Below are 22,710 nucleotides of genomic sequence, written 5' to 3' on the forward strand. Positions count from 1 at the left end.
TTCCGCTGAATTTTGAGGTGGGGGTCTTACTGCTCGTTAATGCGGGATAAAAAAAGACTGCTGAGATTTCTCAGCAGTCTTTTTCATGCAAATTACATTGAGAAGAAAATCCATACAGTAAGACCAACTGTTGCTGCTGCAACGAAGAAACTGTATATCATTGTAAGAACTTGAATTCTTCCTTCTCCTTCTTTTAAGTGCATGAACATAATTAATTGTAATAATGCTTGCGCAACTGCCATTATGATGATAGTTGTTAATATCGTTGAAAGAGGCAGGCTTGTGTAAAGTGCCACGTATAACGCTAGAAACGTTAGTGCAAGCGATAAAATAAATCCGAAAACGTGTGACCATGGGAATCCGCTATGGGCATGCCCGTTTGCTTGATTGTTATTTTGAGCCATTTACGCCACCATCCCGTTCAAGTAAACTAGTGTGTAAATAAAGACCCAAACAAGATCAAGGAAATGCCAGTATAAGCTGATAATGAATACTTTACGAGCTGTAACTGGTGTCAAACCTCGTTTTAAAATTTGGATAATAACACAAGTTGCCCAAATGATACCACCTGTTACGTGGGCTCCGTGCGTTCCAAGAAGAACGAAGAATCCAGATAAGAAAGCACTTGTTTGAATTGTTGCGCCTTCACCAACGTACATAATGAACTCTTCGATCTCGAAGAATAGGAAACCTGCACCTAAAAGTAATGTAAAGATGAACCATCCAAGCATTGCTTTTTGGTTGTGTTTACGCATTTCATGAATTGCGATACCACATGTGAAACTACTTGTTAAAAGTAATAGCGTTTGAATTAAAAGTGTTTTAACTTCAAACAGTTGCGCTGGTGTTGGGCCATCTGCCGTACGACCAGCAAGGACTAGATAAGAGGCGAAAAGTGTTGCGAACAGCATAATTTCAGCCCCAAGAAAAATCCAGAATCCTAGGATATTCAATCTGCTTTGCTCGGATTGATATTCCAAAGGTAAGCTTTTATCTAAAGCCGCCATGTCATTTCACCTCTCATGCTATATGTTCTGTTTCTTTAATTTCATCAACACTTACATAGTAACCATCGTCATAATCGAATGAACGATAGATTAAGCAAGCTAAAATACCAACTCCACCGATTGCTGCAAGCCAGAACCAGCTAAATACTAATGCAAAACCTGCAAGACCGAAGAATCCAGACGCAATAATAGGAACACCAGAATTACTTGGCATGTGAATTGGTTTGATGTCTTCTGCAGCTGGTATAACTGTTTCTCCGCGTTGTTTCATGTACCAGAAAGCATCAGCTTCTTTAATTTCAGGAAGTTTCGCGAAGTTGTAATGTTGTACAGGAGATTGAGTTGCCCATTCAAGTGTACGGCCGTCCCATGGATCTCCAGTAACGTCACGTTCACCATGACGTGCACTCCAAATTACGTTGTAACAAAGAAGTACGAATCCGATACCCATCATTACTGCGCCGACAGATGCGATTTGGTTCAACCAACCCCATCCAAGGCTTTCAGAGTAAGTATACATACGACGAGTCATACCGTCTAATCCTAAGAAGTACATTGGGAAGAAACAGATGTTAAATCCGCTCATAAAGATCCAGAATGTCCATTTACCTAGACGTTCATTTAGCATATGACCTGTCATTTTTGGATACCAGAATGTGAATCCAGCAAGCATAGCGAATACTGTACCTGCAATTAATACGTAGTGGAAGTGAGCGACTAGGAAGTAGCTGTTATGGTATTGATAATCAGCTGCTGCCATTCCAAGCATAACCCCTGTAACTCCACCAACTACGAAGTTTGGAATAAATGCCAATGACCAAAGCATTGGAACTGTAAAACGAATACGTCCTTTATACAGTGTAAACAACCAGTTAAAGATCTTAACCCCGGTTGGAATCGAAATCGCCATTGTCGAGATCGAGAAGAATGAGTTAACCGCTGGACCTGCACCCATCGTGAAGAAGTGGTGAAGCCATACGACGAAACTTAGTAAAGAAATTGCAACCATTGAGTATACCATCGCACTGTAACCGAATAGACGTTTACGTGAGAATGTACTAATGATTTCAGAGAAAATACCGAATGCCGGTAAAATAACGATATATACTTCAGGGTGACCCCATACCCAGAATAGGTTGGCCCACAACATTGGCATACCGCCGCTCGCCATCGTAAAGAAGTGAGCATCGAATAGACGGTCAAATGTCATTAATGCAAGAGCAACTGTTAATACTGGGAAAGCGAAAATAATGATAATTGTTGTAATTAAGATTGACCAAGTAAACATTGGCATTTTCATTAATTTCATACCAGGTGTACGCATTTTTAAGATCGTAACTAGGAAGTTAATACCTGTCATTAACGTACCAAGACCTGAAATCTGTAAGGCGATTGCATAGAAGTTATTTCCTACACCAGGAGAAAACTCTGTACCCGCCATTGGGAAGTAAGAAGTCCACCCAGCGTCTGGAGAACCACCGATTACGAAAGCGATGTTGAATAACATTGCTCCGATAAAGAATAACCAGAAACTTAAAGCGTTTAAGAACGGATATGCAACGTCACGAGCACCAATTTGTAATGGTACTACAAGGTTCATTAATCCCATAACGAATGGCATTGCCATGAAAAGAATCATTACTGTACCATGTGTTGTAAAGATTCCGTTATAGTGTTCAGCGTTTAAATATGTTGTATCTGGGAATGTTAACTGGGCACGGATCATTAAACCATCCATACCACCACGGAATAACATTATAACGGCAGAAATAATATACATGGCCCCTATTTTTTTATGGTCAACAGTTGTTAACCATTCATCCCAAAGCCATCTCCATTTTTTGTACTTTGTTAGTACGAAAAGAATCGCTAATGTCACAAGAACGATAGATGCGTCAGCTCCGTAAATAATCGGGTCACCTGTGACAAAAAATTCATCAAGCTTCACTGTGTTCACTCCAATCTGTTGGAATAATAGCTATTATTTTTTGTTTTTGTAGTAGTTGTAATCACAATATTCAAGTGATTTTGGATCTACATAACTTAAGTGGTGGCTAGAGAATGTCATACGACCAACTACACCAGGTTTAACAATTTCGTTGTACTTATCTTCTGTTAGTTTAGGAGCAGTTTGTTGTACTTCTTTTACCCACTTGTCATACTTTTCTTTTGTTTTTGCTTCAACTTCGAATTCCATGTGAGTAAATCCTTCACCTGAGAAGTTCGAGCTACGACCTAGGTAAGAACCTGGTTTGTCAGCTTGTAAAAATAAGTCCATGATCATGCCATCCATTGTATACTTCATACCACCAAGTTCTGGTACCCAGAAAGCATTCATTGGACCTACAGAAGTAAGCTTAAATTGAATTGGTACACCAGCTGGGATGTTTAAATAGTTAACGGTTTCAATTTTTTCCTCCGGGTAACTAAATAACCATTTCCAGTTTGCAGATGTAACATAAATTTCAACTGGTTTAATATGTTTGGACTCTTGCGGAACCTCTTCCGAAGCATAAGTTGCTTTAACTGTTGGAATCGATAATGCGATAACGATAATAACAGGAATAATCGTCCAAATGATTTCTAATAATGTGTTACCGTGTTGATCAGGTGGCTCATAGTCCATATTCTCTGGTTTTTCACGATAACGAATCAAGATGACTGTAAACAAAATGAATACAATTGCGATAATTAATGACATAAGCAAGAATGACCAAACAATTAAATCATACTGTGCTTTTGCAACAGGTCCTTGCGGGTTTAATACTGCGAGTTTTTTATCACAGCCACCGAGGAACAGAAGTAATGATAACGGAAGAAGTGAAGCCAACTTCCAAAACGTTTTCTTTAGTTGCACGATTGAAAATCTCCTTTCTCCTTGGATTGAAACTATGCCAATAAAACAATATAAACCTATTAATTTATAGAAGGCAATAGTTTTTGTCATATTGTTAAAAAATAGACACAAATGCACACTTTTTAAGGTGAATATCATTTGTAACTTGATAACATTGTAAACTATTTTCCAGAGAAAAACATGATTGTGGAAATTTTAAGATAAATAAAGTTATACCAAGATATCCAAGAAATAGAAAAAAGCTATCTTATTATAAGAAAGATAGCTGAATATTTTGTATATTTAGTTTATTCCCTGAGTTATATTTTTTTTCTGTTCAAATGTGACAGCTTTTTTATATTTTACTTGGTATAAAATGTAACAAATAATCATAAATGGAATCCCACAATAAAGAGCGATTCTCTGATCTGGAATGAAAGCTAAACTAACAAATGTAATGAAATTGAGTGAGAAAGCTACGATTGGAACTATTGGATAAAGTGGTGTACGGTATTTTAAATCATTTATGTCGCCGCCGTTTTTCACGAAATTTCTACGGAAGAAAAACTGTGAAGCTGCAATCGACATCCAAACAACAACAGCAGCCATTGCTGCAATAGAAGTTAAAATTAAAAAGACAGTATCTGCTGCAAATATACTTGTTAATAAAGAAAGGCTCGCGAAAATCAGACTGAAAATTAACGCATTTAGTGGTACACCTCTTTTAGTTAACTTCGTAAAAGCTGGACTAGCCATGCCTTGTTTTGCCATCGCCCAAAGCATACGAGAATTTGCGTATAGACCAGAGTTAGCTACGGATAATACAGCTGTAATAATAACAAAGTTCATAATGTCCGCTGCATAAGGGATACCAGCCACATCAAATACAAGTACAAATGGACTTTCAACTAGATTAGCCTCTTGCCATGGGAGTAAGCCGACAACAACTGAAATTGCTAAGACGAAAAAGAATAGAGTACGCCAAATTGTATTTTTGATTGCTTTTGGAATTGTTTTTTCAGGATTTTCACTTTCTCCTGAAGCAATTCCGATAAGCTCTGTTCCTTGGAATGAGTAATTAACTGTAATCATCGTAAGAAGAACAGCTAATGCACCGTTTGGAAATAGCCCGCCATTTTCAGTGAAATTGTGAAGCATTGGAGCTGGCTTTCCATTAAAATCGAGGAGACCAAACATAACCGCTCCTCCAAGAACGATAAAGATAACGATCGTTGCCACTTTTACGCTAGCGAACCAAAATTCAGCTTCTGCATATGCCTTTGCTGATAAAGCGTTCACAAGAAAGAGTACTACTGCAAAAGTAACACACCAAATCCAAGAAGAAACGTCTGGAAACCACCGTTTCATTAAAATGCTAACAGTCGTTAACTCTACTCCAACTGTAACAGCCCAATTTAACCAATACATCCAACCGACAACAAATCCAAAACCAGGTGAAATAAATTTGCTTGCGTAACTTTGGAAGGAACCCGCTTCTGGCATAGCTACTGATAATTCGCCAAGACATAACATCGTTAAATACATAACGAAACCACCGACTAAAAATGCGAGAATAGCTCCGCCTGGTCCTGCATTATGGACGATTTGTCCAGAACCCATAAATAATCCCGTTCCAATGACTCCACCAAGTGCGATCATGAATAGGTGTCTACTTTTCATTGTTCGTTTTAAATCTGTTTGTTCTACTTGTTGGTTCATATGCCCCTCACCCCATATTTTCTTGTATGTGTTAACTTGATTTCATTCTGGGCTTTTAATCATTAGTGGGGGATGAAAAACATACTCGGCTTATTTTGTTGTGAACTGAGTATGTAAAAGATAACTATGACTAAATACCTTAGAATGTTTATTAACCTAGTGAAAGAAATTTAATTCCTTCACCAGGTTAATAATTTTCATTTTAGCAAAAAATTCTAAAAAAGTATATTGTTTTTTCTTTTTATTAAAAATAATTAGAATTTTATAACGGTAGAAGTGTGAAGAATAATTCACAGGATCTTTCTAGCAAACTAGTAAGAAGAAATGTACAATGATAAGAGGTATGTCTGTAAAATAATAATTAATGGAGTTTTGTTTAAAATGAAAAAGTTAAAATATCTTTTTGTTTTTGGAATTATATTTGCTGCCGCGTTTTTTATAGGGAAAGATAAAATTATGCAAAAGGCGCAAGTGTTCCGTTTAGAATTTTTATCTGAAATGAAAGAAGCGGCTATGATTGAAGAAGTTCCGTTTATTAAACAATTACCAGAATTACCCCGTGGATGTGAAGTGACAAGTTTAGCTATGTTGCTACAATACAAAGGTATACAAGTAGATAAGATGCAACTTGCTAGTGAAATTCATCGCGTCCCATTTAAACAAAATGGTTTGCGTGGAAATCCTTATGAGGGATTCGTTGGAAATATTTATACGAAAGCTGAGCCGGGATACGGTGTATATAATCAACCGATTTTTAATTTAGCAGAAAAGTATGTTCCTGAAAAAGTAATTAATTTAACAGGTAGAGATATGCAAGATATATATAAAGTAATTAGTTCTGGTTCTCCAGTATGGGTCATTATTAATACAACGTTTAAACCACTAGCTGAAAGTAGTTTTGAAACATGGAATACGAACTCAGGTGAAGTGAAAATTACATATTATGAACATAGTGCAGTAGTAATTGGATATGATCAAAACTTTGTATATGTAAATGACCCTCTTAAAAACAATCCACGTTTGGCTGTTCCGCGAGCAGAATTTGAGAAAGCTTGGGAGCAAATGGGAAAACAAGCAATTACTATTTTGTAATAATGAAAAAGTCATCTTTTGGATGGCTTTTTATTTTTAAGTTTATAATATAGAAAATTCTGAAGATTCTTTTAAAAGTTAACGATTCACGCTATAATAACATTTAACTTGGTGAAGAAGGGGAGAAGAGAAATGGATGTCGCAAAGGAACTTGTTTTATCAAAGAATCAGTTGATTGAGTGGAGAAGGCATTTTCATAAGTATCCAGAGTTATCTTTTCAAGAGGAAAAAACATCTCAATTTGTATTCGACATACTTCGGAAAATCCCGTATTTAGAAGTTTCGCGACCTACTAAATATAGTGTAATGGCAAGGTTAATTGGTAAGCAGCCTGGTAAAACCATCGCGGTTCGTGCTGATATGGATGCTCTTCCTATTCATGAAGAAAATAAATTTGATTTTATTTCTACATATCCAGGTGTGATGCATGCGTGTGGTCACGATGGTCACATGGCAATATTGCTTGGTGTAGTACATAAGTTGGTAGAGGAAAGAGAGAAAGTTAAAGGAGAGATTCGCTTTTTATTTCAACATGCAGAAGAAAACTTTCCGGGTGGTGCAGAAGAAATGGTCGCAGCGGGAGTGATGGAAGGTGTGGATTACATTATTGGTGCTCATCTGTGGGCGTCATTAGAGGTTGGGAAAATAGGTGTAATTTATGGTCCTGCGATGGCGGCACCGGACGTTTTTAAAATTACGATAGAGGGAAAAGGTGGGCATGCTGGAATTCCGCACGAAACAGTTGATAGTATCGCCATTGGTGCACAAGTTGTTTCGCAAATCCAGCAAATTGTATCTCGCCTCACGAACCCGTTAGATTCTCTCGTAGTATCTGTTACGCAATTTCATTCTGGGACAACCCATAATGTTATCCCGGAACAAGCGGAGATTGAGGGGACAGTGAGAAGTTTAAGGCATGAATTAAGAGAGGAAACAAAGGAGAAGCTTGAACGGATTGTCAAACATATTACAGAATCTTATGGTGCTAAGTATACATTTTCTTATGAGTATGGATATCGCCCAGTTGTGAACGATTATGAAGTTACAGAGCTTATTGAACATACGGCATTACAGCTGTATGGAAGAGAAGGAGTTGTTCGTTTACAACCAACGATGGCAGGAGAAGATTTTTCGGCATTTTTACAAAAGGCACCAGGGACGTTCTTTTTTATAGGGGCAGGCAATGAAGAGAAGGGAATTATATATCCGCATCACCATCCTCGCTTTACAATTGACGAAGATGCATTACCAATTGGAATGGAAGTCTTTGTATCATCCATTATGAATTTTATAAGTAAAGGAGAATGAGATGAAGAAAATACACGTGCTAGCACTTATTCCAGTTCTTTGTTTAGTGATTGGACCAGTATTTGCAAATTCGGTCACTCCTTACGTACTTGGGATGCCATTTCTATTATTTTGGGTATTATTATCAGTGCTCATTACGTCTCTTTGTATGGGGCTTGTGTACGTATTCGATCCTGCTAATAAGGGGGATGTGAAATGATAGCATTACTTATCATTATTTTATTCTTATTTTTAGCACTATTTTTAGGGATTCGAGCACAACGTGGAAAAGATATGAATTTAGAGCAATGGTCAGTTGGAGGAAGAGGGTTTGGAACTATTTTCGTTTTTCTCCTTATGGCAGGCGAAATTTATACGACATTCACATTTTTAGGAGGAAGTGGCTGGGCGTATAGTAAAGGAGCTCCTACTTTTTATATTTTAGGGTATGGTGCATTAGCTTATATTTTATCGTATTTCTTATTGCCTCCCATTTGGAAATATGCAAAAGAACATAACCTCGTTTCGCAGTCCGATTTTTTTGCGAAAAAATATAGCAGTAAGACGCTAGGAATAATTGTTTCAATTATTGGTGTAATTTCTATCATCCCCTATCTCGTTTTACAGCTAAAGGGATTAGGGATCATCGTTTCGGAAGCATCTTATGGAAGAGTATCACCAGTTATTGCAGTATGGATTGGTGCTATTGTTATAACTATATATGTAATGGTTTCAGGCATACATGGATCGGCTTGGACAGCTGCTTTGAAGGATATTATGATACTATTTATCGTTATGTTTTTAGGTATATATTTACCGTACCATTATTATGGAGGATTTCAGCCGATGTTCGAAGCTGTAGAAGCAGCGAAACCAGGTTTTTTATCTTTACCTGAAGAAGGAATGAGTATTTCTTGGTTTGTTTCTACTATTATATTAACGGCTCTTGGTTTCTATATGTGGCCCCATACATTCGCTTCGGCTTTCTCTGCAAAAAATGAAAAAGTATTTAGGAAAAACGCGGCGATTATGCCTCTTTATTCTTTAGTGTTGCTTTTCGTATTCTTTGCAGGGTTTGCTGCTATATTGCAAGTTCCAGGGTTAAAGGGAGCGGATGTAGATCTTTCGTTATTCCGTCTGGCTCTTCAAACGTTTGATCCATGGTTTATTGGTATTATTGGTAGTGCAGGAGTGTTAACGGCATTAGTTCCAGGTTCCATGCTTGTTATGGCGGCATCTACGTTGTTAGCAAAAAATATTTACCGAACAATGGTGCCATCTGCTTCAGATAGACAAGTTGCAAAAGTAGCTAAGTTATTTGTACCTGTTGTAACGCTTGTTGCAGTATTGTTTACATTTAAAGGGGGAGAAACGATAGGGGCTCTTCTTTTAATGGGATACAGTATAGTTACGCAACTTTTCCCTGCGCTTGTATGTAGTTTGTTTCCTCGTCAAATTATTACGAAACAAGGTGCGATTGCGGGGATGGGAATTGGGTTGTTAATTGTCGCATATATCACCTTATCTGGTTCTACTATAGCTACGATGTTCCCGGGTGTTCCGCAGTATATGAAAGATTTGAATGTAGGTATAGTCGCGTTGTTAGTTAACATTATTGTGATGTTTGTAGTTAGTGGATTCACAAGAAATGTATCTGTAAAGACCGGCAATATAATAGTAGAAAAGTAATTCGTGTGTTAGAGCTATCTTCGAAAAGAGATAGCTCTTTTTTGTATATATTTTCTTCTATTAGCGGAATCTAACTAAAAACTTGTTGAAAAGGAAGTTAGGTGGGGAAATTGTTAGAGCTAAAAGGTAACTTGTTTGAAGTTATGAAGGAAATTAGAAATGAGTTAGGTTCACCTAATGATTTAACAATTAGAGAAGTTGCTCTTGCTGGTAGTTTTACACGTTGTGCAGTTGTTTTTTTATGTGGATTGACAGATAAGGATAATGTTTATAAATATGTAGTTCGTACACTTCAATATGAAGAAATACCAAATGAAGCAGCTGTGGTTCAGACATTATTGGATCGTTTTATTTCTATTGCAGAAGTCGGTATGAAGACGACTTTTCCAGATATTATAAATGCGGTTTTAGCAGGGGATACAGTCATATTAATTGATAATATTCAAACCGCTATTGTTGTTAACAGTAGGGCTTGGGAGAAAAGAAGTCTAGAACCGCCAGTGACAGAAGATTTAATTCGTGGACCGAGGGTTGGGCTAAATGAAGATATTAATGTGAATAAAATGTTAATTCGCCGTGGTTTACGTGATCCGAAGTTACGGTTTCAATCTTATATTATGGGGAAGCGATCGCAGAAAGAAGTAACCCTAGTATATATAGAGGATATTATTAACCCTTACATCGTAAACGAGCTAGATCGGCGTCTTCAATCAATAGTGACAGATGTCATTTTTGAGACAGGAACGATTGAGCAATTAATTCAGGATAATAATTTATCGCCGTTTCCGCAGTTTTTAAATACAGAAAGACCAGATAATATAGTGGCTGCATTGGCGAAAGGGAAAGCGGCCATTTTAGTAGATGGGTCACCATTTGCTCTTATAGCTCCACTAGTGTTTGTTGATATTTTTCAATCTGTAGAAGATCATTATGAGCGTTGGATAATTGGAACGTTATTAAGAATGTTACGTATGGGATCAGGTATCGCTGCTGTTTTATTACCTGCCATGTACGTAGCGCTTGTATCGTATCATCAAGGGCTTATTCCATCTAAACTAGCTTATTCCATTGCGGGAGCGAGAGAAGGGGTACCGTTTCCTGCTTATATAGAAACGTTAATGATGGCATTAACGATGGAATTAATACGAGAAGCTGGGATTAGGCTTCCGAAACCGATGGGACAAACAATTGGCATCGTAGGCGGTCTTGTAATTGGAGAAGCGGCAGTAAATGCGGGGATTGTAAATCCGTTTTTAGTAATTATTATTGCGGTTACCGCAATTGCTACATTTTCACTTCCTGTATATAGCATTACGATTACGTTTCGGATTTTACTTTTCGTTTTTGTATTAGCCGCGACTGCTTTTGGATTGTACGGGATTATTTTAGCTCTTATTGCACTTGCGATCCATATTACAAATTTAAAGAGTGTTGGGGTACCGTATACAACACCTATTGCTCCTGCTTTTTATAAAGATTGGGAGGAAGAATTGGTTCGCCTACCAAAATCAATGTTAAAAGAGAGACCAGAATATTTACAAACGAAAGACTCTACACTACGTCCAAAGGAGCGAGAGTAATTGAAGCCATTTGAATATGGGGATGAAGAAATTGGATCTCGGGAACTTGGTTTTGCGGTATCGTCAACAATTATCGGTATAGGTGCATTATCTATGCCTCGAGATATTGCTGATCAAACTTTATTTTCAGACGGTTGGATTATTTTGCTTTTGGGTGGATTGATATGTGCGGTTTTAGGTTGGTTTGTAACGAGGGTAGCTATTTTATTCCCAAAACAAAACTTTGTTCAATATACAAGTGCACATTTGACGAAGCCTGTTGCATACACAATTAGTAGCATTTTAGTATTAACGTTTGCTGCTTTGACCGCATATGAATCGCGAATGATTGCAATTATTTCACAAACATATTTATTTAGTGATACACCAATACAGCTACTCTCTTTCTTCTTCTTATTAGTTGTTATTTATGGAATAGCAGGATCGAGAGCGGCTTTAGTAAGGTTAAATGTTCTATTCTTACCTATCGTGTTCATTGCGATAGTGTTGCTTTCTTTATTGAATGTAAATTTAATGGAAATAAACAATTTACTACCGGCTTTTCAAACGAATGTAAGTCAATATGCTGTAGGAGTTAAAAATTCTATTTTCACATTTATCGGATTTGAGGTAGCTCTGTTTTATGCTGTGATGTTGAACGATAAGACAGCAAAAAAAGCCCCAATGGCAGTTGCAAAAGCAGTGATGGTAAATGTGCTTTCGTACATTTTAATATATGTAACTTGTATTAGCGTTTTTACATATATGACAACCCGTGGATTGACGTATCCAACAATTGAATTAGGGAAAGAAATTGAAATTGGTGGAGGGTTTTTAGAAAGATTTGATGCCATTTTTTTTACTACTTGGATTATTACTATTTATAACACTACAGCAATGTATTATGACGTCGCATCTTTATTATTTTGTGCTATGTTCCCGAAAGTGAAGAAACATATTTTCATTTTTGTAAGTGCCCCGATTATTTTTATGTTGAATATGATCCCTAGTAATTTGAAAACTTTGTCAAGTTATGGGACTTATTTAGCTTGGATAGATATGGGGTTTGTCGTGCTAGCGCCTTTGTTAGTTTTTATTGTATATAAAATAAAAAGAAGGAATGGTAGAAATGAAACACCTTCTTAATATTATTATGGTTATGGTTTTAGTTGGATCTATAAGTGGGTGCTCTGAGCTAGAAGAAATAGAAGAAAGAGGATTTGTAGTAGGCGCAGCTTACGATATTGTGAAGGCAAAGAAATCAAATCCAATTATGAAAGGGACGTATCAGATGGTACTTCCCAGTAAGTTAGCGCAACAAGGTGGCCAAGGCGGTGGAGGTAGTGAAAATTATATTAATGTTAGTGCGAAAGCAGATAGTGTCTTTGAGCAAATACGAATTATTGCCAAAAAAATTAGTCGCTCATTATTCTTTCCGCATATACAAGTGATAATTTTTTCTAAAGATTTACTAGCGAATCCATATGTTTTACAAAATACGTTAGATGTATATATTCGCGATCATGAGATGAGAAGAAATATTCGTTTGTTCGTTTCTAAGAAAAATGCAGAAGCTATTTTAAAGCAGAGTGCCAAGCCTGAGAACTTACCGGCACAGTATATTGATATGCTAGCTGAGCATCCTCCGAAAAATGCCCAAATGATTGAGGCTGCAAGAATTGGTGAGGTACAGCAAAAAATGATTGCTAACCGAAGTTTCGTATTACCTATTCTCGAACTAACAAAACAAGGGGTACAAATGAACGGGGCAGCGTTGTTTCGCGGGAAGGATAATAAGTGTGTAGGTATTTTGGGTGGGGAAGAAACATTAGGAATGAATTATATAATAGGTAAAAAAATTGGAGGTTTTTTTACTATACGTAAAAAGAGTCAGCTTATTACATATGAAATTCATAAGATGCACCGAAAGATTAAAGTAGCTACGAAAAATGCTACAAAACCGAAGTTTGATATTCATTTATATTTGGACGGGACTTTAGCTGAGTTGCATTTTAGTGATCATAAACAAATTATGAACGAAAATCGATTAAAGAAAAACATCGCGGAGGAAATGGAGAAGCGCATCCAAAAATCGATTAAACTTGTTCAAAAAAAATATAAGGTAGATGTATTGGAGTTAGGGGAAGTATATAAGCGGCATAATTATAAAGAATGGAAGAAGATAGATAAGAATTGGGATCAAGGTGAAAATTACTTTAGTAATGCGGAGGTTACTGTTCATGTTCATCCGACAATTGAGCATTCAGGTTCAGCCTTACCGAAAAGAGTGAAATAAGGTGATGGAAGTTGTTTACTGGCTTAGGAATTAGTTGCACGATATTAATGGCGGTTCTTCCGGGGACTATATATTTTATTCATAAAAAAATTACAACGTATGGAGCGCAGCCGTGGAAAGAAAAAAAGAAACCTGAATGATTTTCAGGTTTCTTTCGTGCAAAGCATATGTGAAGGGGGATACCTTCTATGTATGCTTTGTTTTTTATAAAAGTCCTAACCAATGTACCAATTGTGTAGAGAGGAATGTAACAACAATTGCGATAACGGTAGGGATTGCAAACGATAAGAATGTCCATTTTGCACTTTTTGTTTCTTTATATATGTTAACCAGTGTTGTTCCGCACGGGAAATGAAGGAGTGAGAACAACATTGTATTTAACGCTGTTAACCAAGTCCAACCATTTTCTAAGAATAAATTTTTAATTTGGTTAAAATCATCTATTTCAGTTAAAGCTCCGGTTGATAAGTAAGACATTAATAAAATCGGGATAACAATTTCATTCGCTGGTAGTCCAAGAATGAATGCAGCTAAAATAAATCCATCAAGTCCTAACATTTTAGCGAACGGATCTAGGAAGTTTACAAAATACATAAGTAAGCTTGTGTCACCGATGAAAATATTAGCAAGTAACCAAGTTAATGCAGCCGCAGGGGCAGCTACAACGATAGCTCGTTTTAAAACATAAATTGATTTATCGAGTGTTGCACGTACAATTGTATTCCAAACTTTTGGCTTACGGTACGGCGGTAACTCAAGAGTGTAGTGGGTTGGAACGCCTTTTAAAGCTGTTTTTGATAGTACCCAAGAAACAGTTAATGTCATCATAACACCAATTACAACCATTCCAACTACAACGCCAGCAGTAACAAATGTTTGCATACTACCTGTGTAACCGGCAGCCATAAATAGTGAAGCCATTAAAATTAACATAGGCCAGCGACCGTTACAAGGAACGAAGTTGTTCGTTAAGATTGCAAGCATACGTTCACGTGGTGATTCAATAATACGTGTTGACATAATGGCAGCTGCATTACAACCAAATCCCATTGCCATTGTTAAAGACTGTTTACCGTGTGCGCCAGATCTTTTAAATAATCGGTCCATATTAAATGCGACACGTGGTAAGTATCCGTAGTTTTCTAATAGCGCGAACATAGGGAAAAAGATTGCCATAGGTGGTAACATAACGCTAATAACAGCACCGATACCGCGGAATAAACCAAGTATTAAAATGCCATGTAACCATTCAGGTGCATGCATTGCTTGGAACCAAGATGTTAAATATCCTTCTGCCCATCCGAAGAACTCAGCGATCATATCAGATGGTACGTTAGCGCCTGCGATTGTAAGATAAAAAATGATTGATAAAATACCGAGCATAATTGGGAATCCCCAGATGGGAGATGTGAAAATTTTATCTAGTTTTTCAGAACGATACAATTTATCAGTATTTGTATATTGAACAGACTCTTTACATATGCTTGCAGATGTTCGATAAATATCTCCGACAATATCATCTCGTATATCTTCTTTTGAGAGTGCTTGTGCATGTTGAATAATATAGTCTAAAGGAAGATCCTTACTGGCTGAGTGAGATTCCATTAATTACGACCTCCCTTACAAGTGGTTCATTATGGTGTTTTTGAAGTGTAGTTAAGAAATTTTTATCTCCATCTAATATACGTAACGCAATCCAACGTGCTGGATACGTATCACCGAACACTTTATAAATTTGCGGTTCTAATTCCTGAATCATATTTTCGATTTTTTCACTGTAAGAAATTTTAATTGGTGTTGGAATTAATTTTTTATTTGCTACTTTAGCGATGATATTTAGCAAATGCCCAATACCTACTCGGTTACGAGCAGAAATCTTAACTACAGGTACACCGAGCGATTTTGCTAATTTCTTTTCATCAATAACGATGCCTTTTTTCTCAGCTTCATCAATTAAGTTAATGCAAACGACTACGTTGTTCGTCATTTCCATCACTTGGAGTGCTAAATTTAAATTCCTCTCCATAGCAGTTGCATCTATAACAACTACAGTTACTTCTGGTTTTTCAAATATAATATAATCTCTTGCTACTTCTTCATCCGCAGAATTTGAATATAGTGAGTAAGTTCCAGGTAAATCTATTAATGTATATTTACTTCCGTTATGTTCATATTCCCCTTCAGCTTTTAAAACAGTTTTTCCCGTCCAGTTTCCAGTATGTTGTTTTAAGCCTGTTAAAGTATTAAATAATGTACTTTTCCCGGTATTCGGGTTGCCAGCTAAAGCAATGCGATGTTTGCTCATCTGAAATCATCTCCTATTAATACCCCGAAAATAAGGGAACTTTCTTCCTTGCGTAGTGCAATAGTTGTGTTGCTTACTTGATAAGCGACCGGATCTCCAAGTGGACTGCGTTGTAATACTTTAATCGTTGCCCCAGGGACAAATCCTAAGTCTAATAAACGTCGTTTCATAGTTCCTTCTAATTGTATCTTCTCAATTTGTACAAACTCTCCTGTTTTAAATTCAGAAAGTGGTTTTGTATTAGCCGATACCATAAAAGTTACCTCATCTCTATATTGTTAGTTTAAGTTTAAAAAGTTTCCTAAGGTAAACTTTTTGTTAGTAATATAGTAGACCACATTGGATGATGCTGTCAATTAGTACTTTAAAAATATTCAATTATTTTTAGAATTGTTCCAATTTATTTAGTTGTACTGAAAAAAATTACTGAAATTCTTCTCAATGTAAATAAAGTAAGGGTGTAAAAACTTAAAAATATAGGGTGATTGTAAATGTAGTTTTAATCTAAAGGGGAAAATGCAGAAAATTATTTACATTAGCTTTACATTGTTAAGATTAAATTTACAATAATGCATGTTTAGTGTGGATTTTGTTGGGTTTTTCAACTATAAATGTTGGAGTGTCTAGCTTTTGCGGGATGTTACCCCTATTTACTTAAACTTAAAAATTGCTTAACACTCACATAATATTGTTGTCCTACAATGAATTTGTGTTCGAAAGAAGATGAATTCGAAAAGTGATAATCCAAATGGGGGTACAAGACATGGTTATGAAAAAGGGTATTAAATTTTCTTTAGCGGCTTTAGTTGTTGCAGGTGCATTAGTTGGATGTGGAAAAACAGAAAGTACGGATAATAAGGAAGCTGCTAAAGGTAGCGATGCAAAACAAGAATTATCAGGTACGATTGCAGCGGCTGGTTCTACGGCTCTTCTACCTCTTGCGGAGGAAGCTGGAAAGAAATTCATGGAGAAAAATTCAAAGGTTTCTATTCAAGTTCAAGGTGGCGGTAGTGGAACTGGGATTAACCAAGTAGCATCGGGTGCAGTACAAATTGGTAATTCAGATGTTCCGTCTGGAGATAAAATAAAAGATGCTGAAAAAGCGAAAGAATTAGTAGATAACAAGGTTGCGGGTATTGCATTCGCGCTTGTCGTAAATAAAGATGTAAAAGTTGATAACTTAACAGTACAACAAGTACAAGATATCTTCACTGGAAAAGTAACAAACTGGAAAGAGGTAGGCGGGAAAGATGAAAAAATCAACGTAATTAACCGTCCAGCTTCATCTGGTACACGTGCTACATTTGAAAAGACAGTTATGAAAGACGCGAAAATTAATGATGGAACTGGTACAACACAAGATTCTAACGGTGCAGTAGAGCAAGCAATCAATTCTACGCCAGGCTCAGTAAGTTATTTAGCAATGTCTTACATGGTTGGCGATAAAAAAGGTGCACTACAAACAGTGAAAATTGATGGTGCTGAACCGAAAGTTGAAAACATTTCGTCTGGTAAATATCCATTCTGGTCTTACGAGTACATGGTAACAAAAGGTGAGGCAAAAGAAGCAACGAAAGCTTACATTGACTATGTAAAAGGTAAGGATTTTGAAAAGCAAGTAGAAGATATGGGTTACATCCCAATGTCTAAATTAAATAAGTAATAAAATTTTATGGGGCTGGCTGCAAGGCCAGTCCTGTTCATTTCAATCTATGAAGTGGGGTCTGACCTGTGATGAAGGGGAAAAAACAAATTAATTACGTAAAAAGTGAATATATAGGAAGATCGCTTGTTACGTTTTGTGGTATTTTTATTGTTTTAATTACATTAGCTATTATTGCGTTTATTTGCGGTAAAGGTATTCAATCTTTTACACAAAGTGGTATCTCGTTTACTGAGATGTTAACATCGACAAAATGGAATCCCAATGCTGACGAAGGAACCTTTGGGGCTTTGATTTTTATTGTAGGTTCAACAGTGGTTTCGTTAGGTGCGGTTATTATTAGTGCGCCAATTGCTATAGCTCTTGCTATATTCATGAATTTAATTTCGCCGAAGTTTGGAAATAAAGTATTGAAGCCTGTTTTAGAATTATTAGTTGGTATTCCTTCGGTTGTATACGGATTATTAGGGGTTACGATTTTAGTGCCGCTATTACGTGATTCGTTTGGGGGAGTAGGTTTTAGTTTAATTGCAGGTATTATTGTGCTAAGTATTATGATTTTACCTACTATTGCTAGTATCGCTTCTGATGCAATTCGCTCTGTTCCATTTGATTACTTGGAAGCTTCTTACGGTTTAGGATCAACGAAATGGCAAGCGATTAGCCGAGTGATTGTTCCAGCTGCAAAACAAGGGATTTTAACAGGTATAGTTTTAGGTTTAGCGCGTGCTTTTGGTGAAGCATTAGCGGTTCAAATGGTAATCGGGAACACGATTAAATTACCAGAAGGAATATATAGTCCGACAGCAACGTTAACGGGTATTTTGACAATGGATATGACGAATACATTGAACGGAACAGCTTGGAACAATGCGTTATGGACTTTAGCGATGATTTTACTTGTTATTTCATTCCTGTTTATTTTAGTAATTCGAGCGATTGGGCAAAGAGGTGAGCGATAATAATGAATGCAAGAACGGTAAATAAAGTTTGGACAGGTATCTTTTATGCAGTTGCGGCTTTAGTTGTAGCTTTGCTAGTGTTCTTAGTGTTTGAAATTCTGCAAAAGGGATGGGGATTTTGGGATCCTAGTTTCTTATTCGGAGAACCAAGTAATACAAGAGCTGGTGGTGGAATTGGTCCGCAGTTATTCAACTCCTTCTACATGCTTGTTATAACACTTGTTATATCAATTCCTCTTGGATTAGGTGCTGGAATATATTTAGCAGAGTATGCAAAACAAGGACGTTTTTTAAACTTTGTTCGTTTATGTATCGAGACAATGGCGTCTTTACCTTCTATTGTTGTTGGTTTGTTCGGTTTGTTAGTGTTCGTTACAATGACGGGCTGGGGATACACAGTAATGGGTGGTGCCCTTGCTTTAACGATTTTAAACTTACCGGGTTTAACACGTGTTTGTGAAAATGCGATTTCAGAAGTTCCTCATAATGTAAAAGAGGCAAGTCTTGGATTAGGTGCAACGAAGTGGCAAACGATCGCTCGTATTATTATCCCGTCATCATTACCGCAAATTATTACAGGTATTATTTTAGCGGCGGGTCGTATATTCGGGGAAGCGGCAGCATTGATTTACACGGCGGGTTTAACATCTCCGATTTTAAATTCAGCAGCAGACTTCTCAAGTCCTTCGCATCCTTTAAATCCATTTAGACCAGCTGAAACATTAGCGGTTCACATTTGGAAGTTAAATTCTGAAGGAGTAATTCCGGATGCGAAGTTGATTGCGACAAAATCTGCAGCTGTATTAATTATTATGGTATTACTATTCAATGTTATTTCACGCTTGGTAGCGTCTATATTACACAAACGTTTTACAGGAACGAAAAGAAAAAGTAAAACGACGAAGAAGGTAAAAGCGGCATAGGTTGAAGATGAAAACTCTCTGTTTATAAAACAGGGAGTTTTTTATGGTCATTTTGTTGTTGGCAGGAAAAGAAGAAGAGTGACCGAATAGGTAACTTGATATATAGAAATTCGGATGAAAATAGGGAGGGATTTGAAAGTGTTTTTTCTGCAAATGTCGGGGTTTCCTGGATCTGGGAAATCGACACTTTCTAAATATATCGCTAAATTAACAGGTGCTGTTATTGTAGATCATGACGTCGTGAAATCAGCTTTATTAAAATCATTAAAGGAAAAAGGTGTAGAATCAACAGTGGTTGGGAAGATCTCCTATGATATTGAGTGGGAACTGATCGATTTTTTGTTGGAGCAAAAGCATAGTGTGATATTAGATAGTCCATGTCTCTACGAAGGGATGGTTAAAAAAGGAATAGATTTATGTCAGAAACATGGTGCTACATATAAATATATTGAATGTTATCTTAATAATATAGAAGAAATTAATCGTAGGTTACAAACGCGCGAACGTAAGATAAGTCAAATTACAAAAGTAGAATCAGAAGTAGCATTTAAAAAATGTCTGTCTGGCAGTAAAAGGCCTTTACATGGTGAATATCTTATTGTGGATTCTGGAGAACCACTAGAGAAGTATGGTAAAAAAGTGATGGATTATATTTATCCCGCTATTTGTGGGAGGTAAAACTCCCACCTCAAAATTCAGCTGGAGCAAAGAGGTTAGACGAGAGCTAAACTGGCAGTAAACGCCCGATTGGTGCGGGCTAATAATCAGTGGGGGGTGGACAAAACCCCACTGATTAAAGTTTCACTTTATGGATAGGTAGAGGAATACAAAAGGCGTTATCTTCAATTATGAAGATAACGCCTTTTGGTTTAAATATCAGGTGTTTCTGTTGAAGTACTTATTTTTCTGCGGGAGCGCCTTTTTCTCCCGATTTTATCTAATAGTTCATACATAACAGGAACAACTACTAATGTAAGAACGGTTGAAACGGCTAAGCCGCCAATTACAACGACAGCTAGACTTTTTGATACCATGCTGCCCGCCTGAGATTGGCCGAATAGAAGTGGTAGCATAGCGACGATTGTTGTTATGGCTGTCATAATAATTGGGCGTAATCGAGTGGAGCCGGCTTCTAATAGTGCTTCTCTTGTTTCCATACCGTTTTCTCGATTTTGTTGGACTCTTTCTATTAATACAATAGCATTTGTAACGACAATTCCGATTAACATTAATGCGCCAATCAAGGAATTTACATCAACTGGTGTTCTGGAAATAATTAATCCTAAAATGCCTCCGACAGCAGCTAATGGCAAGGAGAATAAAATTGCAAAAGGAGCGCGTGCTTGCCCGAATGTAATAACCATAATTAAATATACAATCCCGATTGCAATCCCCATAATTTTAAATAAATCAGTGAAGTTCTCTTGCATAGATTCAGTAGCACCTGCGATATTTACTTTTGCCCCGTTAGGTAAATCTAAGTCAGCTATCGCTTTGTTTACTTCTGTGCTTACTTTACTTAAATCTTCACTTGAAGCTGCTGCAGTAATTTGAATCGTTTCTTTCCCGTCTTTATGGAAGATTTCCGTTTGAAGATGTTTTTCTGAAATAGTTGCAATGTCTTTTAAAGGAATTGGTCCGTTAATAGGTGATAGTATGTTTGTGTTTAAAATATCTTCTTGTTTGTTAATGGATGCCTTTTTGTGTTCTATCATAATAGTTGTTTTTTCATTATTGATTGAGATTTCCCCAATAGGAGATTTCTTCATAAGGAATGATACTTGTTGTGCTGCTAATTCTGGTGTTAAACCTAGTTGCTCAGCCTTTGTTTGATCGATATGAATTTGCCATTCTTTTTTAGATTCTTCTATATTTGTTTTTACTTTGGAAAGAGAATCCATGCTTTTTAGTTTTGTTTCGACGATGTTAGCGGCCTTTTGTAAATTTGTTTCGTTAGTAGCTGTTACGTTAAATTGTAAGTTGTTTCCGCCGCCGGAGTCAGAGTAACTCGTTTTTATATAATCAAGTTCAGCTGGTTCGAAAGCTGTATGTTCCTTTTTTAATTCTTTAATATATTGGTCGATGTCAGATCCTTTTTTAAAGACTACAAATATAGTTGCAAGATTGTTTTGAGTTGTCTGTCCCCATTGTGCATCTTCTGCGCTAGATCCCATTCGCAAAATAACATCTGTTACATCAGAATTAGAGAGGAGTTTCTTTTCGAAATCAAAGGCTTTTTGTTTTTTAGCTTCAGAATCATAATCAGCTGGAAATGTCATATTAACGGAAAGCATTGTATCGTCCTCGGACTTTATGTTCGCTTTCGGAAGTAGTATGTAGGCTGCAATTGATCCTGCAAATAATAAAAAAGAAGTGAGTAGAATGATAAACTTATGAGAAAGAGCCCACTTTAATGTAGCGACATATCGCGGTGAAGAATGTGAATTGCGACGTTTTGTTTTTTTGAGCAGTAAAAAGGCCATAAGTGGAACGACTGTTAATGCCACAATTAAGGAAGAAAGTATAGAATACACAACTGCTAACACCATAGGTAACATTAGTTTTCCGATTACTCCCGATACGAGACCAATAGGTAAAAAAACGGCGACTGTTGTTAAAGTAGAAGAGGTAATTGCGACGGCGACCTCTTTTGTTGCATCGAGAATAATATCTTTAGAGAAAGATTCTTTTTGTAAACGACGGAAAATATTCTCGATGACAACGATACTATCATCGACGAGACGTCCAACTGCAACTGCTAAGCCACCTAGAGTTAAAATGTTAAGTGTGATGTTAGATTGGTGGAGTAAAAATAGTGTTAATAGGATAGATAATGGGATACTGACGACAGCGATGATTGTTGTTCGAAAGCTACGTAAAAAGATTAAGATAATGAGAGTTGCGGCAATGGCCCCAAGGATTACTTCTTTTCCCATACTAGTAACAGCATTTTCAACTTGCTCATGAGTTGAAGCTAAAAGTTTAATAGAATATTGATCTTTATATTCCTTGCTTATATCTTTAATCTTTTTATCAATCTCTTTTCCAATTGCAACCGCGTTTTTACTCGGCTCTTTCATGATGACTAATCCTGTTCCTTCTTCTCCGTTTATGTGTGAGATTGTATCGTAATGTTGTTTTAGTTCAATTTGAGCGACATCTTGTAATTTTACTTGAGGTGTAACGGTGATGTTTTTTATGTCATTTACATTTTTTATGTCCCCGATGACACGAAGATTGTATTCTTCCTTATTAACGGTAATTGCTCCGGCTGGAGTGGAAGTTTCTTTTCCTTGTAAAACTGTTAATACTTGTTGTGATGTTACGTTTTTATCTTTTAGTTGGTTAGGATCAAGTGCGATGGATAATTCG

Annotated in this window: 20 protein-coding genes (1 of these 20 cut by a window edge); 11 read left to right on the forward strand and 9 right to left on the reverse strand. The window is 36.7% G+C overall.

Annotated elements, in window-relative coordinates; translation table 11 throughout:
- Positions 1–92: 92 nt before the first annotated feature.
- From qoxD to LUS72_RS03585, 5 genes are all read right to left on the reverse strand, one after another.
- Positions 93–404, reverse strand: coding sequence for a cytochrome aa3 quinol oxidase subunit IV (gene qoxD / locus LUS72_RS03565; RefSeq protein ID WP_071743723.1), 312 nt, complete (start codon positions 402–404; stop codon positions 93–95).
- A complete protein-coding gene (gene qoxC / locus LUS72_RS03570) occupies positions 405–1,007 on the reverse strand; it encodes a cytochrome aa3 quinol oxidase subunit III (RefSeq protein WP_002174913.1) in 603 nt (200 codons plus the stop codon).
- A gap of 13 nt (positions 1,008–1,020) precedes the next feature.
- Positions 1,021–2,955 carry a cytochrome aa3 quinol oxidase subunit I gene (gene qoxB / locus LUS72_RS03575; RefSeq protein ID WP_141533282.1) on the reverse strand — a complete coding sequence of 645 codons (1,935 nt, stop codon included), beginning with the start codon at positions 2,953–2,955 and terminating at the stop codon, positions 1,021–1,023.
- A gap of 33 nt (positions 2,956–2,988) precedes the next feature.
- Positions 2,989–3,864 (reverse strand): cytochrome aa3 quinol oxidase subunit II, encoded by an 876-nt coding sequence (locus LUS72_RS03580; protein ID WP_071772228.1) that lies wholly within the window; start codon positions 3,862–3,864, stop codon positions 2,989–2,991.
- A gap of 282 nt (positions 3,865–4,146) precedes the next feature.
- The gene (locus tag LUS72_RS03585; RefSeq protein ID WP_071735679.1) at positions 4,147–5,562 is read right to left on the reverse strand and encodes an amino acid permease; all 1,416 of its coding nucleotides are present in this window, start codon (positions 5,560–5,562) and stop codon (positions 4,147–4,149) included.
- Between the two features lie 381 nt (positions 5,563–5,943).
- Here LUS72_RS03585 and LUS72_RS03590 point away from each other — a divergent pair, with 381 nt between their 5' ends.
- From LUS72_RS03590 to LUS72_RS03620, 7 genes are all read left to right on the forward strand, one after another.
- Positions 5,944–6,654 carry a C39 family peptidase gene (locus LUS72_RS03590; RefSeq protein ID WP_097832903.1) on the forward strand — a complete coding sequence of 237 codons (711 nt, stop codon included), beginning with the start codon at positions 5,944–5,946 and terminating at the stop codon, positions 6,652–6,654.
- A gap of 132 nt (positions 6,655–6,786) precedes the next feature.
- Positions 6,787–7,962 carry an amidohydrolase gene (locus LUS72_RS03595; RefSeq protein ID WP_097811276.1) on the forward strand — a complete coding sequence of 392 codons (1,176 nt, stop codon included), beginning with the start codon at positions 6,787–6,789 and terminating at the stop codon, positions 7,960–7,962.
- A 1-nt stretch (position 7,963) separates the two neighbouring features.
- On the forward strand, positions 7,964–8,161 hold the full coding sequence (locus LUS72_RS03600) for a DUF3311 domain-containing protein (RefSeq protein WP_000719864.1): 198 nt from the start codon (positions 7,964–7,966) through the stop codon (positions 8,159–8,161).
- Positions 8,158–9,630, forward strand: coding sequence for a sodium:solute symporter family protein (locus tag LUS72_RS03605; RefSeq protein ID WP_097832904.1), 1,473 nt, complete (start codon positions 8,158–8,160; stop codon positions 9,628–9,630). Before LUS72_RS03600 ends, LUS72_RS03605 begins: the two co-directional genes overlap by 4 nt.
- Positions 9,631–9,731: 101 nt before the next feature.
- Positions 9,732–11,210, forward strand: a complete 1,479-nt coding sequence (gene gerLA / locus LUS72_RS03610) for a spore germination protein GerLA (RefSeq protein WP_141533283.1) — start codon at positions 9,732–9,734, stop codon at positions 11,208–11,210.
- A complete protein-coding gene (gerLB, locus tag LUS72_RS03615) occupies positions 11,211–12,335 on the forward strand; it encodes a spore germination protein GerLB (protein ID WP_097832905.1) in 1,125 nt (374 codons plus the stop codon). It abuts the gene before it with no gap.
- A complete protein-coding gene (locus LUS72_RS03620) occupies positions 12,319–13,485 on the forward strand; it encodes a Ger(x)C family spore germination protein (RefSeq protein ID WP_141533284.1) in 1,167 nt (388 codons plus the stop codon). The genes gerLB and LUS72_RS03620 overlap by 17 nt, the downstream gene beginning before the upstream one ends.
- A 204-nt stretch (positions 13,486–13,689) precedes the next feature.
- On the opposite strand, the gene LUS72_RS03625 is transcribed toward LUS72_RS03620, so the two are convergent.
- From LUS72_RS03625 to LUS72_RS03635, 3 genes are read right to left on the reverse strand one after another with little or no spacing between them, the layout of a single operon-like run.
- Complete coding sequence (locus LUS72_RS03625) at positions 13,690–15,090, reverse strand: nucleoside recognition domain-containing protein (RefSeq protein WP_097832908.1); 1,401 nt, start codon at positions 15,088–15,090, stop codon at positions 13,690–13,692.
- The gene (locus LUS72_RS03630; protein WP_097832909.1) at positions 15,068–15,790 is read right to left on the reverse strand and encodes a FeoB small GTPase domain-containing protein; all 723 of its coding nucleotides are present in this window, start codon (positions 15,788–15,790) and stop codon (positions 15,068–15,070) included. The genes LUS72_RS03625 and LUS72_RS03630 overlap by 23 nt, the downstream gene beginning before the upstream one ends.
- Positions 15,787–16,044 carry a FeoA family protein gene (locus tag LUS72_RS03635; RefSeq protein ID WP_097832910.1) on the reverse strand — a complete coding sequence of 86 codons (258 nt, stop codon included), beginning with the start codon at positions 16,042–16,044 and terminating at the stop codon, positions 15,787–15,789. The genes LUS72_RS03630 and LUS72_RS03635 overlap by 4 nt, the downstream gene beginning before the upstream one ends.
- A 509-nt stretch (positions 16,045–16,553) precedes the next feature.
- Between LUS72_RS03635 and LUS72_RS03640 the strand changes: the two genes are divergently transcribed.
- The 4 genes from LUS72_RS03640 (at position 16,554) to LUS72_RS03655 (ending at position 20,016) form a co-directional block, all read left to right on the forward strand.
- Positions 16,554–17,453, forward strand: coding sequence for a phosphate ABC transporter substrate-binding protein PstS family protein (locus tag LUS72_RS03640; RefSeq protein WP_141533285.1), 900 nt, complete (start codon positions 16,554–16,556; stop codon positions 17,451–17,453).
- Positions 17,454–17,524: 71 nt separating this feature from the next.
- Positions 17,525–18,415 (forward strand): phosphate ABC transporter permease subunit PstC, encoded by an 891-nt coding sequence (gene pstC / locus LUS72_RS03645; protein WP_141533286.1) that lies wholly within the window; start codon positions 17,525–17,527, stop codon positions 18,413–18,415.
- A 2-nt stretch (positions 18,416–18,417) separates the two neighbouring features.
- Positions 18,418–19,338 carry a phosphate ABC transporter permease PstA gene (gene pstA, locus LUS72_RS03650; protein ID WP_097832913.1) on the forward strand — a complete coding sequence of 307 codons (921 nt, stop codon included), beginning with the start codon at positions 18,418–18,420 and terminating at the stop codon, positions 19,336–19,338.
- Positions 19,339–19,476: 138 nt separating this feature from the next.
- The gene (locus LUS72_RS03655; protein WP_097832914.1) at positions 19,477–20,016 is read left to right on the forward strand and encodes a P-loop nucleotide/nucleoside kinase family protein; all 540 of its coding nucleotides are present in this window, start codon (positions 19,477–19,479) and stop codon (positions 20,014–20,016) included.
- Between the two features lie 191 nt (positions 20,017–20,207).
- On the opposite strand, the gene LUS72_RS03660 is transcribed toward LUS72_RS03655, so the two are convergent.
- Positions 20,208–22,710, reverse strand: partial view of an efflux RND transporter permease subunit gene (locus tag LUS72_RS03660; protein WP_097832915.1) — the 3' portion only. 542 nt of this gene lie beyond the right edge of the window; the window shows 2,503 of its 3,045 coding nt (coding positions 543–3,045); its start codon lies off the right edge, out of view; it ends in the stop codon at positions 20,208–20,210.

The sequence above is a fragment of the Bacillus cereus genome (assembly GCF_025917685.1).
Taxonomy (GTDB): domain Bacteria; phylum Bacillota; class Bacilli; order Bacillales; family Bacillaceae_G; genus Bacillus_A; species Bacillus_A cereus_AT.